Below are 15253 nucleotides of genomic sequence, written 5' to 3'. Positions count from 1 at the left end.
GCACGAAAACGCCCTGACTGTTCAGGGCGTTTTCATGTGTGGCGGTTGACGTGCGTCAGTCCAGCTCCACCAGCACCGCGCCTTCGTTGACCATCTCTCCCTCGTGGCAGTAGAGCGCGGTAATCACTCCGGCGCTGGCGGCGCGGATGCTGTGTTCCATCTTCATGGCTTCCAGCACCACCAGTTGCGCGCCAGGCTCGACAGCCTGACCCACTTCAACCAATACCCGTACAATGCTGCCATTCATCGGTGCTGTCAGGCCTGCATGCTGACCCTCACCGACGTCTGCCTGGGCGATTGCGTCCAGGCGGGTGACGGTTTGCACCTCGCCTTGCCATTCGAGATACAGCGTATTGCCGCGTCGTATCGCCAGGTGTCGTTGGCGCACACCGTTGTGCTCGACCTGCAAATGCTCGCCACTCAGATTGAATAGCGAGGGGCTGCTGTTGCGCAGGCAGGTGTTGCGGGTTTGACCGTTGCAGCTCAGTCGCAGATCCGTCTGCGCAGGCAGGCCGGCGCGAAAGCCGCTGCTGACTGCCCAGGGCGAATACGGATCGGCTTGATCGATGCGTGCCGGTTCGCTCTGGCTGAAGGCCTCGGCAGCGGCCTGCCAGAATGTCTCGTCCGGCTCATCGGTGTGCGGCAGCAGTTGCGCCTGATGGCGGGGAATGAAGCCGGTATCAAGCTGCGCGGCGGCGAACGCTGGATGCGCGATGATTCTGCGCAGAAACGCCAGGTTGGTCCTGACTCCGCCCACTGCAAATTCATCGAGCATGGCCAGCAGGCGCAGGCGGGCTTGCTCGCGGTCTTCGCCCCAGGCAATCAGCTTGCCGAGCATCGGGTCGTAGAAGGGCGAAATGCTGTCGCCCTCGGCAACGCCGCTGTCCACCCGCCTGCCGGGGCCGGGCGCAGGCTCTCTGTAGAGCTCCAGCGTGCCGGTGGCCGGAAGAAAGTCGTTGACCGGGTCTTCGGCGTACAGACGGACCTCGATGGCGTGGCCGGTCAGGGGCACCTGCTCCTGGGTGATGGGCAGCGATTCGCCTCTGGCGACACGGATCTGCCATTCCACCAGGTCCAGACCCGTGATGTACTCGGTGACCGGATGCTCCACCTGCAGGCGGGTATTCATTTCCATGAAGAAAAACTCGCCGCGTGCGTCCAGCAGGAACTCCACCGTACCCGCACCGACGTAGCCGATGGCTTGTGCGGCTTTCACCGCGGCTTCGCCCATGGCCTTGCGCAATGAGGCCGTCAGGCCGGGCGCCGGTGCTTCCTCGACGACCTTCTGGTGTCGGCGCTGAATGGAGCAATCGCGCTCATTGAGGTACAGGCAGTGGCCATGCCGGTCGGCAAACACCTGGATTTCGACATGGCGCGGGGTGAGCACGTACTTCTCCACCAGCATCCTCGCGTCACCGAACGAGGACAGCGCCTCGCGTTGCGCCGAAGCCAGCGCTTCGGCCAGTTCGCCCGTATGCTCGACCACTTTCATGCCTTTGCCGCCGCCGCCAGCGGTGGCTTTCAACAGCACCGGGTAGCCGATACGCTCGGCAGCGGCGCGGAACGTCTCGACGTCCTGTGCTTCACCGTGATAGCCCGGCACCAACGGCACGCCTGCCTGCTCCATCAAGGCCTTGGCAGCGGATTTGCTGCCCATGGCATCGATGGCCGAGGCGGGTGGGCCGAGGAAAATCAGCCCGGCGTCTTCGACGGCACGCGCAAAATCGGCGTTTTCAGACAGAAAACCGTAGCCGGGATGGATCGCGTGCGCGCCACTCGCCCGGGCGGCTTCGATAAGCCTGTCGATCGCCAGATAACTGTCTGCGGCTTTGCTGCCGCCAAGGTCCACGCAGAGATCGGCCTCGCGGCTATGCCGTGCGTCACGGTCAATGGCGCTGTGCACGGCGACCGTGGTAAGGCCCATGTTTTTCGCCGTGCGCATGATGCGGCAGGCGATCTCGCCGCGGTTGGCAATCAACAGCGTGGTCAGCTCGGGCATGCTCATGATTGCGAGTCCTTCTGAGGTTCGTGCCGGGCTGTCGAGGCTGCTGGAACGGGATTGCCAGGCGGCTGATCCTTGACGGGCTGCCAGCCAGGTGTGCGTTTCTGCAAAAACGCGCGCAGGCCTTCCTGGCCTTCGGCACTGGTGCGGATACGCGCGATTGCGCTTTCGCAGTAGCGACGCAGCGCGGGGGTCAGCACACCGCTGCCGACTTCGCGCAGCAGCTCCTTGCTGACACGCATGGCCTGCGGGCTGTTGAGCAACAGGTTGTCGACCCATTGCAGCGTTCGATCTTGCAGTTCTGCAGCCGGGTAGCACTCGGCGACCAGACCGATCTGCTGCGCCCGCTGGCCATCGAAGCGCTCGGCCGTCAGGGTGTAACGTCGCGCAGCGCGTTCGCCGATGGCCTGTACCACGAATGGACTGATAACGGCCGGCGCCAGGCCGATGCGCACTTCGGACAGGCAGAACTGCGCATCCACCGCTGCAATGGCCATGTCACAGCAACTGATCAGGCCCAGCGCACCGCCGAAAGCTGCGCCCTGGACGACGGCGAGCGTCGGTATTTTCAGCCTGGCGAGGCTGTACATCAGCTCCGCCAGTTCGCGGGCGTCGTCCAGATTGGTGTTGTAATCCAGGTCTGCTGCCTGCTGCATCCACGCCAGGTCGGCACCGGCACTGAAATGCCGGCCACGGCCACGCAACAGCAGAAAGCGCAGGCTGGTATCGCCTTGTACCTGGTCCAGGGCGATAATCAGCTCGCGGATCATCTGCGCGTTGAAGGCGTTGTTCTTGTCCGGTCGATTCAGCCACAGCGTGGCAAAGCCACGTGGGTCGTTGATCAGCTCTATGGTTGCGAATGAGGTCGAAGTCATGGTCATTTCCCGGCTCACATTCGGAACAGGCCGAAGGTGGTAGGTTCGATGGGCGCGTTGAGCGAGGCGGAGAGGGCAAGCGCGAGAATGTCGCGGGTTTGTGCCGGGTCGATGACTCCGTCGTCCCACAGGCGGGCGCTGGAATAGTAAGGATGGCCCTGATGCTCGTACTGATCGAGAATCGGCTGTTTCAGCTCGGCCTGCTGTTCGGCGCTGAACGCCTGGCCAGCCCGTTCGGCCTGCTCGCATTTGACCTGCACCAGCACGCCGGCCGCCTGCTCGCCGCCCATCACGCCGATCCGCGCGTTGGGCCACATCCATAGAAAGCGCGGATCGTAAGCGCGGCCACACATGCCGTAATTCCCCGCGCCAAAACTGCCGCCGATGATCACCGTGAATTTCGGCACCCTGGCGCAGGCCACGGCGGTCACCAGCTTGGCACCATGCTTGGCGATGCCGCCCGCTTCATACTTCTGGCCGACCATGAAGCCGGTGATGTTCTGCAGGAACAGCAGGGGGATGCCCCTTTGGCAGGCCAGTTCGATGAAATGCGCACCTTTCTGCGCCGCTTCGGCGAACAGGATGCCGTTGTTGGCGAGGATCGCGATCGGGTAGCCATGCAGACGCGCGAAGCCACAGACCAGCGTGGTGCCGAACAGAGCCTTGAATTCGTCGAGCACCGAGCCATCCACCAGTCGCGCGATGATTTCCCTTACATCGAATGGCTGTTTCGTGTCGGTGGGGATGATGCCGTACAGGTCATCGCCGGGGTACAGCGGTGCAATGGGCGCGACGGTGTTCAGTTGGCCCTGCTTGCGCCAGTTCAGATTGGCGATGCTGCGGCGCGCCAGTGCGAGCGCGTGATCGTCGTTGTCGGCATAGTGGTCGGCGACACCGGACGTGCGGCAGTGCACATCGGCACCGCCCAGTTCTTCGGCGCTGACCACTTCGCCGGTTGCCGCTTTGACCAGCGGCGGGCCGGCCAGAAAGATCGTGGCCTGCTGGCGGACCATGATCGCCTCGTCGGCCATGGCGGGTACGTACGCGCCACCTGCGGTACAGGAGCCCATGACCACCGCGATCTGGGCGATTCCTTGTGCGCTCATGTTGGCCTGGTTGAAGAAGATCCTCCCGAAATGTTCGCGGTCGGGAAACACTTCATCCTGACGCGGCAGGTTGGCGCCGCCGGAATCCACCAGATAAATGCACGGCAGGCGGTTCTGCTGGGCGATTGTCTGGGCGCGCAAATGCTTCTTTACGGTCAGCGGGTAATAGGAACCACCTTTGACCGTGGCGTCGTTGGCGATGATCATGCATTCGACGCCCTCGACCCGGCCGATTCCTGCGATCACACCAGCGGCCGGGACCTCTTCGCCGTATACCTCATGCGCAGCCAGTTGGCCGATTTCCAGAAACGGTGAGCCGGTGTCCAGCAAACGTTTGATACGCTCGCGCGGCAGCAATTTACCGCGTGAAGTGTGGCGCTCCTGGGCTTTGCGGCCGCCCCCTTGCTGGACATTGCTCAACAGCGAGCGCAGCGCTTCGACCTGCTTGAGCAGGGCGTCGCGATTGAGGGTGAATTCAGGCGAGCGGGTGTTGATTCGGGTTTGCAGGATGGTCATGGTGGCTCCGCAATCAACGGGTTTCGTTGAACAGTTCGCGACCGATGAGCATGCGCCGGATTTCACTGGTGCCTGCGCCGATCTCGTAGAGCTTGGCGTCGCGCAACAGTCGGCCCGCCGGGAACTCGTTGATGTAGCCATTGCCGCCGAGAATCTGGATGGCCTCCAGCGCCATCTGCGTGGCGCGCTCGGCGCTGTACAGGATTACCCCCGCAGCGTCCTTGCGAGTGGTCTCGCCGCGGTCACAAGCCTGGGCGACCGCATACAGGTAGGCCCGGCTGGCATTGAGCTGGGTGTACATGTCTGCGACCTTGCCCTGTATCAGCTGAAACTCGCCGATGCTCTGGCCGAACTGTTTGCGGTCGTGAATGTAGGGCACCACCACGTCCATGCACGCCTGCATGATCCCGGTCGGTCCGCCGGAGAGCACGACGCGTTCGTAATCAAGGCCGCTCATCAGCACTCTGACTCCGCCATCCAGCATGCCCAGCAGGTTCTCCTCGGGCACCTCGACATCATCGAAAAACAGTTCGCAGGTGTTGGAGCCGCGCATGCCCAGCTTGTCGAACTTGCTGCCCCGCGAGAAGCCTTTCCAGTCGCGTTCGACGATAAACGCACTGATACCGTGGGCTGCCTTTTCCAGGTCGGTCTTGGCGTAGATCACATAGGTGTCGGCATCCGGCCCGTTGGTGATCCAGGTCTTGCTGCCGTTGAGCACGTAGCGATCACCGCGCTTGTCGGCGCGCAGTTTCATTGATACCACGTCCGAGCCTGCATTGGGTTCGCTCATGGCCAGCGCGCCAACGTGTTCGCCGCTGATCAGCTTGGGCAGGTAACGGGCCTTTTGCGCCGGGCTGCCATTGCGGTTTATCTGGTTCACGCACAGATTGGAATGGGCGCCATAGGAAAGCGCCACGGATGCCGAGCCACGGCTGATTTCTTCCATCGCCACGACGTGCGCCAGATAACCCAGGCCCGCGCCGCCGTACTCTTCGCTGACAGTGATCCCCAGTACGCCCATTTCACCGAACTTGCGCCACATGTCGGCGGGGAACAGGTTGTCCTTGTCGATCTGCGCGGCGCGCGGGGCAAGCTCTGCGGCGACAAAGGATTGCAGCTGGTCGCGCAGCATGTCGATGGTTTCGCCCAGGGCGAAGTTCAGGCTGGGGTAACTCATGAGGCTTTCCTTTTTTGTTCTTGAGTGGCGCTTTGTTCTTGGACGGCGCGTCTTTCTGGAAGCGGTTATAGCCGTCTATCAGCTATGACCTTTACGTTAACGTAAACCTGTAGGATTGTGCTGTCAACGCCCATGCCGAAGCGGACCGGGAGTGATCAGGCTGTATTTTTCAGTCACGAGAGAAGAGGGCGGAACGCCGGAAAGCACGAAGGGGAGCCTGGGCTCCCCTTCAAGGTGTGTTGCTATGCTCTTTTTTGTTGTCCGGGAGGCCTGTTGTTGTTTTTGGCGACCTGACCCTTCACATCTTTTTTGAGCGATCCGCAGACGGGATCAAGAGCAAACGTATTTTTTTGAGCGCTGATGACACTTTCATCGTAGTGATCCAACCAGTTCGGCAACTGCCTCGGGGCAGTTTTGTTGTTCTCTGTCTGGCTGCGAACGACTTGCGAGGCAAGTGGTTCAGAAAAGCTATCCACTCCAAAAAAATCTGTTAGCTACGTCTCTGTCCGTGTTGTTCTTGTTATGTCAGAGCCGGTACGTGTTGTTTTTATTGGGGTGCTGCGTGTTTTTATTTTTGTTGTACAAAGGATATAGCAGGACCCGTGCCAGGTTTTCAAAACCCTGTAATACCGGGGGATCAGCTTGTTTTTCCGGCATCGGACCGTTTGATTCTGCGGCCGAGTGTTTCCGTGTTACCCGTTTGTTTCTGCTCGACGCGGGGCACAGTAACACTCTGTGGCAAGTTGTCGCACCCTGTTACCGACAGGTGACAGTGCTACTCAGACAGTCTGGCTTTGGCCACGCGGGAGCCATTGCTACGTTGCAGTACGTCGCAGATGCGCTGGCCCGCCGCAATGACCTGGTCCAGATCGACGCCTGTTTCGATACCCAGCCCCTGCAACATGTACAGCACGTCCTCGGAGGCAACATTGCCGCTGGCACCCTTGGCGTAGGGGCAGCCGCCGAGGCCGGCCACGGAGCTGTCGAAGACCTGGATGCCTTCCTCCAGGCTTGCGTAGATGTTTACCAGCGCCTGGCCATAGGTGTCGTGGAAGTGGCCGGCCAGCTTGCCGCGCGGTATCTGCGCAGCCACGGCGTTGAACAAGGCCCGTGTGGCGCCCGGCGTGCCGGTTCCGATGGTGTCGCCCAGGGAAATTTCATAGCAGCCCATCGCGTGCAGTTGGTTGGCGACCGTCGCGACCTGTTCGGGCGAAACACTGCCTTCATAAGGGCAGCCCAATACGCACGACACATACCCTCGAACCCGCACGCCATGCATTCGTGCCGCTTCCATGACCGGCGCGAAGCGCTCCAGGCTTTCGCTGATCGAGCAGTTGAGGTTGCGCTGCGAGAACCCTTCGGTCGCCGCCGCGAACACCGCGACTTCTCTGACCCCGGCAGCCAATGCGTCTTCGAAGCCGCGCAGATTCGGCGCCAGAGCCGAATAGATAACGCCTTCACGGCGCTGGATCCGCTCGAACACCTGAGCCGAGCCCGCCATCTGCGGGACCCATTTGGCCGAGACAAAGCTGCCGACCTCGATATGGCCCAGCCCGGCTGCCGTCAGGTCATCCACCAGGCGCACCTTGTCGTCGACACTGATGGGTTGCGATTCATTCTGCAGACCGTCACGCGGGCCGACTTCAACGAGATTCACCTTTTGCGGGAGGGACATGGCGGCGCCTTTGTAGTCAGTGCGAAGGGGTCAGAGTGGGGCGGCAGCGGTTTTATCGAGTGCGGCTCGGCAGCGCTCTTCGGCGGTGTCCAGTTCCAGTTGCATCTGCTGGATGTCCAGCAACTGCTGCTCCAGCTGATCACGGCGTTCGGCGATCTTGCCCAGCATGGTCTGCAACTGCTTCTGATTGCCACCGGCAGGGTCGTACAACGAGATCAGTTCCTTGCACTCGGCCAGGGAAAAACCGATGCGCTTGCCTCGCAGGATCAGTTTCAGAGTGACTTTGTCACGGGCCGTATAGATACGTTCCAGGCCCTTGCGTTCAGGGCTGAGCATGCCTTGCTCTTCGTAAAAGCGTATGGCGCGGGTGGTGATGTCCAGCTCGCGGGCGAGCTCGGAAATGCTGTAGGTGTGACTGCTCATGGGTTGGCTCGGCGAGGGTTACAGCCGCAAAGCTAAGGGCTGCTTTACGTATACGTCAAGCAGCAGTGGCAATGCCAGAGCTTGAGCGGTCGCGAACCTTCACCTCGAAACAACATTAAGTTAATAATTTAAATTATTTATAATCAATTAGTTAAGCTAAATATGTCATGCTTTTTCGAGGTTTTGTTCCTGCGCCACAACCCGCTGTGAAAGTTCGATGATCTGTTCACGCATCCAGCGATTGGCCGGATCCTGGTCGGTGCTTTCATGCCAGTACAGGTGGGTCTCGACCGAGGGAACGTCGCTGACTGGCAGGTAGACATAGTGCAAGTCGTTACGTCGCGCGAAGCGCTCGGGCACGGTCATGACCATGTCGGTCTGCTGCAGCACCTGAGTTGCCATCATGTAGTGCTGCGAGCGCAACGCTATCCTGCGCTGGATGCCCATCTTGCCGAGCGCCAGATCCACATGGCCCAACCCGCTGCGGCGGCTGGAGATATGGATATGAGACTGGCTCAGGTAATCGTCGAGGGTCAGCGTGGCCTTGTTTGCCAATGGATGCCCCTTGCGCATGCCACACACATAGCGGTCCTCCATCAGCTTCACATGGCGCACCTGCGGGTCAGTGTTGAGCGGCGCGTCCACAGCGAAGTCGAGGCGTCCGGCGGCCAGTTCCTTGGTGGTTTCCCTGCGCTTGGAAAGAAAGCTTTCGATGGTCACCGCAGGCGCCAGGCGTCGCAGTCGCTGGAACAGCGCTGGCAGGATCACTGCCTCGGTCAGGTCGGTCATGCTGATGCGGTAATTCTTGTTGGCCTGCAACGGGTTGAAGATGCGACTTTCCTGCACCGATACCCTGAGCAACGAAAGGGCGTTGCGCACCGGGCCGATGATGTTCTGCGCCATCGGTGTCGGCACCATGCCTTGTGCCGTGCGCACGAACAGCGGGTCGTTGAAGGTCTCACGCAGCCGTGCCAGTGCGTTGGAGACCGCAGGCTGGGTAATGCCGACAATCTGTCCGGCGCGGGTCAGGTTGGCTTCGGTGTAGATGGCGTCGAAGACAATGAAAAGGTTGAGATCGACCTTGTTCAGGTTCATTGATGGGGCGCCTCGTGCCGTTATTGTGATTGATTGTTTAGAGGGGTGGTAATGCCGCGATGGTGACGGATCATATATCGGTTATGAATGTTTATACACGCTGGGAATAGATTAGATAAATGTGCAGCGTTTCTCTAGCATCGTGTTCATGACTTCGACAACCTGATCGACACGGTGGCGACCCCATGGATTTTGCGTATTCCCCGAAGGTGCAGGCCCTGCGTGAACGCGTCACGGCGTTCATGGATGCCTACGTCTATCCGGCCGAGCCGGTTTTCGAGCGGCAAGTGGCCGAAGGGGGTCGCTGGCAGCCCACGGCAATCATGGAAGAGCTCAAGGCCCGGGCCAGATCGGAAGGATTGTGGAATCTGTTCCTGCCCGACTCCGGACTGGGCGCCGGCCTGAGCAATCTGGAATATGCGCCGCTGGCGGAAATCATGGGCCGCTCAATGCTCGGTCCCGAGCCCTTCAACTGCTCGGCACCCGACACCGGCAACATGGAGGTACTGGTCCGCTATGCCAGCGAGGAACAGAAAGCCCGCTGGCTCGAGCCGCTGCTGCGCGGTGAGATTCGCTCTGCCTTTGCCATGACCGAGCCCGACGTGGCCTCATCGGACGCCACCAATATGGCCGCGCGCGCTGAGCGTGACGGTGACCAGTGGGTCATCAACGGTCGCAAGTGGTGGACCTCTGGTGCCTGCGACCCGCGCTGCAAAATCCTGATATTCATGGGCCTGAGCAATCCTGAAGGGCCGCGCCATCAGCAGCATTCGATGATTCTGGTGCCGGTCGATACGCCCGGCGTGAAGATCGTGCGGCCACTGCCGGTGTTTGGTTATGACGATGCGCCCCATGGCCATGCCGAAGTGTTGTTCGAAAACGTCAGGGTTCCGTTCGAGAACGTCCTGCTCGGCGAGGGGCGTGGGTTTGAAATCGCTCAGGGGCGGCTCGGACCAGGGCGGATTCACCACTGCATGCGCTCGATCGGCATGGCGGAGCGGGCGCTGGAGCTGATGTGCAGGCGTTCCATTGACCGCGTAGCATTCGGCAAGCCGTTGGCCAGGCTGGGCGGCAACATCGACCTGATCGCCGACTCGCGCATGGAAATCGACATGGCACGCCTGCTGACCCTGAAAGCGGCCTACATGATGGATACCGTCGGCAACAAGGTCGCCAGAAGCGAAATCGCACAGATCAAGGTGGTCGCGCCCAACGTGGCGCTGAAGGTCATTGATCGGGCGATCCAGATGCACGGCGCCGCCGGGATTTCCAGTGATTTCCCGCTGGCCTACATGTACGCGATGCAGCGTACGTTGCGTCTGGCTGACGGCCCGGATGAAGTGCATCGCGCTGCCGTCGGCAAGTATGAACTGGGCAAATATATGCCGGCAGACTCAATGCGCAGCAGGTCCTAGCTGCCGGTCGATCACTGCACCCAGACTTCAACTCGACGGTTCTTGATCCGGCCGTCGTCGATTTCATTGGTAGCCACCGGCATTTCGTCACCCAGACCAACGATATCGCGGAACGTTACGCCTCTTTTCAGCAGTTCCCGGCGCACGGCCATGGCACGCAGCCTGGAGAGCAGGGCGGCCCGCTCCGGGTCGCTCTTGGCGTCGCCGAAGCCTACCAGCGTCACATGCCGGTCCAGTTTGTCGCTGGATTTCAGGTAATCCGCAACCCGCTTGAGGTCCTGCTGCGCCTTGTTGTCCAGGCGCGCGCTGCCCTGAGCAAAGCGGAAATTGACTGACAGGCGTTCGGCCTTGCGTGCCAGCGCCTGGTAATCGGCGGGCATCTGCGCGGTAGGCTGCACCTTGAGGACCTGTACGGTCTGCGCGACAAAACCGCTTTGCGCGACGATGGCCTGGCCCTCGGCACTTTGCGCGAAACGAACCAGCGCCTGCGCCCAGCGCTGAGGCGTTGACGTGGGTACATAAAAGTACAGTCGTCGCGACAACGGGTAGTCCTCGGTGGCAATCAGGCTGATCGTCGGCAGCATGGGCCTGGAATCGCCATCGGCTATGGCCACCGCCTTGGCGCGGCGTACGGAAGGCAGGCCGATGAAGCCGATACCATTGATGTCCTTGCTGACTTCGTCGGAGAGCTGCTCGCTGGACTCGAAGCGCGCCGCGCTGCCCAGCAGGCTCTTGCCGTATTTGGTCAGTACCAGGTCCTTGAACGTCTCGTAGGTGCCGGACTTTTCATCGCGAACATAAAGATGGATGGCGCCTGGATTGCCACCGACCTCACTCCAGTTTCTGACTTCGCCACTGAAAATGCGCGCCAGTTGAAGGGTATCCAGTTGTCTCAGCGGATTGCCGGGATGCAGAATCACTGCAACGCCGTCGATGGCAATGGTCTGCTCGCTGGCTGCACTTTTCAGATCCCCCAGACTCGCCAGATCTTTGGCCTCCTGATCCTTGATCGGTCGAGAAGAGGCTGCGATATCTGTGTTACCTGCTTTCAGTGCGGTAAAACCGGTGCCTGAGCCATGCGCGGCGATTTCGACACTGACCGATTGTCCGGCGGCTGTGGTTCCGACCACACGCTGTTCATTGAGGGTGTTGCCGGGGAGGGTCTGTACCGATTGCAGACCTTGCTGGCGCATCAATCCTTCGACCAGCGCGGGTCCCAGTTGGGCGTTGATGGTGTTGGAGCCTTGAATGCGCAACGCCGGTATATCGCCAGCAGGCAACGGCAGTGCGGCTTGCGCGAAAGCGGGCAGGGTAGCGCTCGACAGGATGAGCGCCGTAAGCAAAGCGCGCAGCATCGGCGTCACCATGAATCACGGGAGGGTGCCGGGAGAATAAGTCAGAGAGATTGCCGGAATATGACAATTTCAGGGGCTGTACGTGTTTCAGCGCGACCCGAGCCTTATTAAGGAGGGATCGCGCGGGAGGGGCACAGGAGGGGATAAGTCAGCTGAGTTCAAGCCAGATCGGTGCGTGGTCGGACGGTTTTTCCATGGCGCGCAAGTCGTAATCCACACCGGCTTCCTTGATGCGTGGCTGCAAGCCGGTAGAGGTCATGATCAGATCGATGCGCAGGCCGCGCTTGGGCTCGTCTTCAAAGCCACGGCTACGATAGTCGAACCAGCTGAAGCGGTCGACGACCTCCGGGTACAGGTGACGAAAGCTGTCCACCAGGCCCCAGTTCTTCAGGCGCTCCATCCACTCCCGCTCTTCAGGCAGAAAGCTGCACTTGCCGGTTTTCAGCCAGCGTTTGGCGTTGTCGGCGCCGATGCCGATATCGCAGTCCTGCGGAGAAATATTCACATCGCCCATGACGATCAGCGGCTGATCGTTGCGAAAGTGGCCCTCGAGCAGCGTTTGCAGGTTCTCGTAAAAGCGCTGTTTGGCGGGGAATTTGGTTGGGTGATCACGGCTTTCGCCCTGTGGAAAGTAGCCATTCATGATGGTTACCGGCTGGCCGTTGCGGTCGGCGTAAGTACCCCAGATGAAACGCTTCTGGGATTCCTCGTCGTCCCCCTCGAAACCCTTGTGCAGGGCCAGCGGCGCATTACGAGACAGCAAAGCGACACCGTAATGGCCTTTCTGGCCGTGGAAGTGCACGTGATAGCCCAGCGCTTCGACTTCCGCCTGGGGAAATTGCTCGTCCGAAACCTTGGTTTCCTGAAGACCGATCACGTCAGGCTGATGTTTGTCGATCAGCGCCGCCAACTGATGCGGTCGAGCGCGCAGACCATTGATGTTGAACGAGATGATTTTCATAAAACAGCGGTCCTGAGCAAAAACAAACAACGATGCTAGCCGACCTGTGGTTTCAGGACCAGTGCCGCGTCGCAAGCGCAGGCCGAGGCGTGTCTGGATAATTCGTTGGAACTGTTATCAATGGCCATCACTCGAAAGCCTGCTTGCCAAAACCGCTGCGCCAGACGCAGTTCCGTTAACACGAGGCCCTTTATGTCCCTACCTGCTGCCATCACGGGTGAAATTCGCCAACTCGACAGTGGTTATTCCCGTGAAACCCGCTCCTTGCTGTTCAGGGCCTACCGGCACGATCCGACATTTGCCTATCTGTTCAACGCCGAGCGCGAGGGATATGAGCAACGCGTGTTGGCGACCATCCGCCAACTGGTCAAACAACACTTTTTGCAAAACCAGCCTGCGCTGGGCCTGTTTCTCCAGGACCGCCTGGTCGGCGTAGCGCTGATCGCTCCGCCGCAGCGCCGTCTGGGTGTCACCGAAAGCTGGGCCTGGCGTCTGCGCATGGTGATGGACACCGGCCTGGGTTGCACCCAGCGCTATCTGGCGTATTACAACGCAGTACTTGCCTGCGTGCCGTCGGAAACCGTGCATGTGCTGCCGTTGATCGGCCTTGATCCGGAGTTCCAGGGGCAGAAGCTCGGTCAGGACCTGAGCGAGCAACTGCTGGCGGCGCTGCACGACTGGTGCGCAGTGGATGAACACTCCCAGGGCATCGTGGTAGATACGGGCAATCCGCGTTATCTGGAGTTCTATAAGCGGCAGGGCTATGAAGAAATCGGTGAAATTGCTGTAGGCCCCGTCCGCGAGCATGTGTTTTTTCATCCGAACCCTCAGGTGTCACTGCCGGTCCCTGACGTAATGGCCTGAATATCCTGCAATTCGTGGGCTTCCAGTGCAGCCTGTCGATCGTGGTAGCATCTACGCCCATGAAGCTTTTCAGACTATTCAGCAGCGTTTTCCTGATGACCATGAGTGCGGCCGCGCTTGCCCAGGCCCGCCTCGACGTCAGGATCAAGCCTGCCAATCCGCAACTCAAGGCCAACGTCGAAGGGTATGTCGGTGATCTGGGCGAGCGTGATGCCCAGGCATTGCGCAACTTCAGCCTCGGTGCCGAGCAGCAGGCGGAAAAAGCCGCGCAGGCGCTGGGTTATTACCAGGCGCAGATTGATAGTGAGATCAAGGACGGAGATCAACCGAGCCTGGTGATCAACATCCAGCCGGGCGAACCCATTCACCTGCGTAACGTGGTGATCCGGGTCGAAGGCCCGGCGGCAGCAATGAAGGCCTTTCGTGTGCCGAGCAGCGACGCGCTGAAAACCGGCGCGGTGTTGAATCACGGCAATTATGAAGACGCCAAGCGTCTGATCCAGAATCAGGCTTCGCGTTACGGATTTTTCAGCGGTCACTTCACCCGTCAGCGCCTGGCCATCGACCCGCGGGCCGGTGTGGCGGATATCGAGCTGGTCTATGAAAGCGGGCCGCGCTACACGCTCGGCAAGGTCATGTTCAGTGGCGACGCGCCATTTGATGACGATCTGCTCAAGCGCATGGTGCCGTTCAAGGAAAACACGCCTTACGACTCCCAACTGATCGCCGAACTGACCCAGGCCATGCAGGGCAGCGGTTACTTCGAGGGCGTACGGGTCGATGCGGCGCCCACCGCAGCGGAAAATCAGGTTATTCCGGTGACCGTTCAGCTCGAAACCCGCAAGCCTCGCACCATGGGGTTGGGGCTGGGCTATTCGACTGACGTTGGCCCGCGTGGCAAAGCCAACTGGACCCGGCATTGGGCCAATCCGCAGGGCCACAGTTATGGTTTCGAATCCGAGATTTCCGCGCCACGGCAGAATATCGGCCTGTGGTACGACGTACCGCTCGACCCGCCGCTGACCGACAAATTGCGCTACGCCGGTGGGTATCAGTATGAAGAGATCGCCGGAACCGACAGCCTCAGCAAATTGCTGACTGCCGGGCCTGAATGGCACAGCAAGCTGCCCAGCGGCTGGGAGCGGGTCATATCCCTGAAATGGCAGCGTGAAGAATACCGCCTGGGCGATGACGCCGGCCTCAGCACGCTGCTGATGCCCGGTATCAGTTACTCGTACCTGCGCAGTGACAACCGTATCGACCCGCACCAGGGTTACAGACTGCAGTTCGACACGCAGGTGGCCAAGGAGGGCATGTTGTCTGACGCCAATCTGGTGCATGCCAACGTGCTGCTCAAAGGGCTGACGACCGTCGCGCAAAATCACCGCTTTCTCGGTCGCGTGCAGTTTGGCGGCAACCTCACCGACGGTTACACCTCGATACCGCCCTCGCTGCGCTTTTTTGCCGGTGGCGATCAGAGCGTGCGCGGCTATGACTATCAGAAGTTGTCACCGACCAATTCCGACGGCGACCGCATCGGTGGGCGATACATGTTTGCCGGTAGCGTCGAATACCAATATTCCATCGCTGACAAATGGCGCCTGGCGACCTTCATCGATCAGGGCAACTCGTTCAACAGCCTGGACAAGCCAGACCTGAAAACCGGAGTCGGTTTCGGCGTGCGCTGGGTATCCCCAGTAGGCCCGCTGCGTCTCGATCTGGCCCACGCGCTGGACGATGACGGCGGAATCCGTCTGCACTTTTCGATGGGGCCGGAGCTTTGAACAAG

The 15253-nt window shown here is 60.4% G+C and carries 13 protein-coding genes; 4 read left to right on the top strand and 9 right to left on the bottom strand.

Annotated elements, in window-relative coordinates; all coding sequences use genetic code 11:
• Positions 1-55: 55 nt before the first annotated feature.
• From KBY02_RS07540 to KBY02_RS07525, 4 genes are read right to left on the bottom strand one after another with little or no spacing between them, the layout of a single operon-like run.
• Entirely contained in the window at positions 56-2005 is a 1950-nt protein-coding gene (locus KBY02_RS07540; RefSeq protein WP_225650108.1) for an acetyl/propionyl/methylcrotonyl-CoA carboxylase subunit alpha, read from the bottom strand.
• The gene (locus KBY02_RS07535) at positions 2002-2877 is read right to left on the bottom strand and encodes a gamma-carboxygeranoyl-CoA hydratase (protein ID WP_096127265.1); all 876 of its coding nucleotides are present in this window, start codon (positions 2875-2877) and stop codon (positions 2002-2004) included. Before KBY02_RS07535 ends, KBY02_RS07540 begins: the two co-directional genes overlap by 4 nt.
• Before the next feature lie 14 nt (positions 2878-2891).
• A complete protein-coding gene (locus tag KBY02_RS07530) occupies positions 2892-4499 on the bottom strand; it encodes a carboxyl transferase domain-containing protein (protein ID WP_225650106.1) in 1608 nt (535 codons plus the stop codon).
• A gap of 13 nt (positions 4500-4512) precedes the next feature.
• Positions 4513-5676, bottom strand: coding sequence for an isovaleryl-CoA dehydrogenase (locus KBY02_RS07525; protein ID WP_011267707.1), 1164 nt, complete (start codon positions 5674-5676; stop codon positions 4513-4515).
• 236 nt (positions 5677-5912) lie between these two features.
• Between KBY02_RS07525 and KBY02_RS07520 the strand changes: the two genes are divergently transcribed.
• Complete coding sequence (locus tag KBY02_RS07520) at positions 5913-6170, top strand: hypothetical protein (protein ID WP_225650104.1); 258 nt, start codon at positions 5913-5915, stop codon at positions 6168-6170.
• A 281-nt stretch (positions 6171-6451) separates the two neighbouring features.
• On the opposite strand, the gene KBY02_RS07515 is transcribed toward KBY02_RS07520, so the two are convergent.
• The 3 genes from KBY02_RS07515 to KBY02_RS07505 form a co-directional block, all read right to left on the bottom strand.
• Positions 6452-7351, bottom strand: coding sequence for a hydroxymethylglutaryl-CoA lyase (locus KBY02_RS07515; RefSeq protein WP_103753775.1), 900 nt, complete (start codon positions 7349-7351; stop codon positions 6452-6454).
• A gap of 30 nt (positions 7352-7381) precedes the next feature.
• On the bottom strand, positions 7382-7774 hold the full coding sequence (locus tag KBY02_RS07510) for a MerR family transcriptional regulator (protein WP_003318521.1): 393 nt from the start codon (positions 7772-7774) through the stop codon (positions 7382-7384).
• 165 nt (positions 7775-7939) lie between these two features.
• Entirely contained in the window at positions 7940-8869 is a 930-nt protein-coding gene (locus tag KBY02_RS07505) for a LysR family transcriptional regulator (protein ID WP_058822166.1), read from the bottom strand.
• A 185-nt stretch (positions 8870-9054) separates the two neighbouring features.
• Between KBY02_RS07505 and KBY02_RS07500 the strand changes: the two genes are divergently transcribed.
• Positions 9055-10284: an acyl-CoA dehydrogenase gene (locus KBY02_RS07500; RefSeq protein WP_057458135.1), complete on the top strand. Its 1230-nt coding sequence runs from the start codon at positions 9055-9057 to the stop codon at positions 10282-10284.
• An 11-nt stretch (positions 10285-10295) separates the two neighbouring features.
• Here the strand turns inward: KBY02_RS07500 and KBY02_RS07495 are convergent, their stop codons facing one another.
• Positions 10296-11639, bottom strand: coding sequence for a substrate-binding domain-containing protein (locus tag KBY02_RS07495; RefSeq protein ID WP_003402773.1), 1344 nt, complete (start codon positions 11637-11639; stop codon positions 10296-10298).
• Positions 11640-11787: 148 nt separating this feature from the next.
• On the bottom strand, positions 11788-12600 hold the full coding sequence (xthA, locus tag KBY02_RS07490) for an exodeoxyribonuclease III (protein WP_024641291.1): 813 nt from the start codon (positions 12598-12600) through the stop codon (positions 11788-11790).
• 192 nt (positions 12601-12792) lie between these two features.
• On the opposite strand from xthA, the gene KBY02_RS07485 reads away from it, so the two are divergent.
• Together KBY02_RS07485 and KBY02_RS07480 are read left to right on the top strand one after the other, a co-directional pair.
• Positions 12793-13464 carry a GNAT family N-acetyltransferase gene (locus KBY02_RS07485; RefSeq protein ID WP_003345438.1) on the top strand — a complete coding sequence of 224 codons (672 nt, stop codon included), beginning with the start codon at positions 12793-12795 and terminating at the stop codon, positions 13462-13464.
• Positions 13465-13523: 59 nt separating this feature from the next.
• The gene (locus KBY02_RS07480) at positions 13524-15248 is read left to right on the top strand and encodes an autotransporter assembly complex protein TamA (RefSeq protein ID WP_003402770.1); all 1725 of its coding nucleotides are present in this window, start codon (positions 13524-13526) and stop codon (positions 15246-15248) included.
• The last annotated feature ends 5 nt before the right edge of the window (positions 15249-15253 follow it).

It is taken from the genome of Pseudomonas sp. P129 (genome assembly GCF_020312195.1).
Taxonomy (GTDB): Bacteria; Pseudomonadota; Gammaproteobacteria; order Pseudomonadales; family Pseudomonadaceae; genus Aquipseudomonas; species Aquipseudomonas fragariae.
This window is presented reverse-complemented; position numbering and strand designations above follow the sequence as displayed.